Annotated in this window: 1 protein-coding gene; it reads left to right on the plus strand. The window is 41.3% G+C overall.

Annotation, left to right across the window (positions count from 1 at the left end; translation table 11 throughout):
• Positions 1-23: 23 nt before the first annotated feature.
• Positions 24-494: a hypothetical protein gene (locus tag ACTWPM_RS20655; RefSeq protein WP_443134836.1), complete on the plus strand. Its 471-nt coding sequence runs from the start codon at positions 24-26 to the stop codon at positions 492-494.
• Positions 495-755 lie beyond the last annotated feature (261 nt).

A 755-nucleotide genomic window follows, 5' to 3' on the forward strand; every position in this document is an offset into this window, starting at 1 on the left:
ATGGAGAGAAAGATTCATGACTTGTGATACTTATCAGTGAATGGAACATCCAGTACAGCAACACGTCCATTTGGAAAAAGAAAGCCAGGGGATCTTTGTTCAATTTGTTAGCGCAAGTAATCGTTCTATTTTTCATTTTGTTCCGGAACGGCCGCGTGGAGGAATTCCTGGTGTATCTAGTTGGAGGGGTTACGGTGATCAGTGTCTTGCAGATAATCCATTACTTAAAAATGCCGGAGCGGGATTATATTCGTTTCGAAGAACAGGCCATCGATATCCGTCGCGGTATTACCGGCCCAAGATGGCGGGCGGACGATGAGGAAGTGAAGCGGGTGCAGCAGGTTGGGAACGTGCTTACCATTAGGAAGGACAGTGGAGAAGATAAAGAAATTTATTTGGAAAATGTAACTGAAACGGATGCGGATAAAATCATCCAAGAATTTCGTAAACGATACGGTGATCGCATGCATACAAAAGCTGAAGAAGAGTCCTAATCGAATTCAGACCACACCCCCCCTTGTAAAAACGATGGTGATAGGAATCTATTAAATTCCTATCATAATTGGATGCTTAACTAGGGATTCCATTAAAATCTGAAACAGTCTATGCATTTTAATCGTATTATAAATAAGACAGAAAGGAACCAAAGAATGGAGAGAAAGATTCATGACTTGTGATACTTATCAGTGAATGGAACATCCAGTACAGCAACACGTCCATTTGGAAAAAGAAAGCCAGGGGATCTTTGTTCAATT

Source organism: Halobacillus sp. K22 (genome assembly GCF_052246795.1).
GTDB lineage: Bacteria > Bacillota > Bacilli > Bacillales > Halobacillaceae > Halobacillus.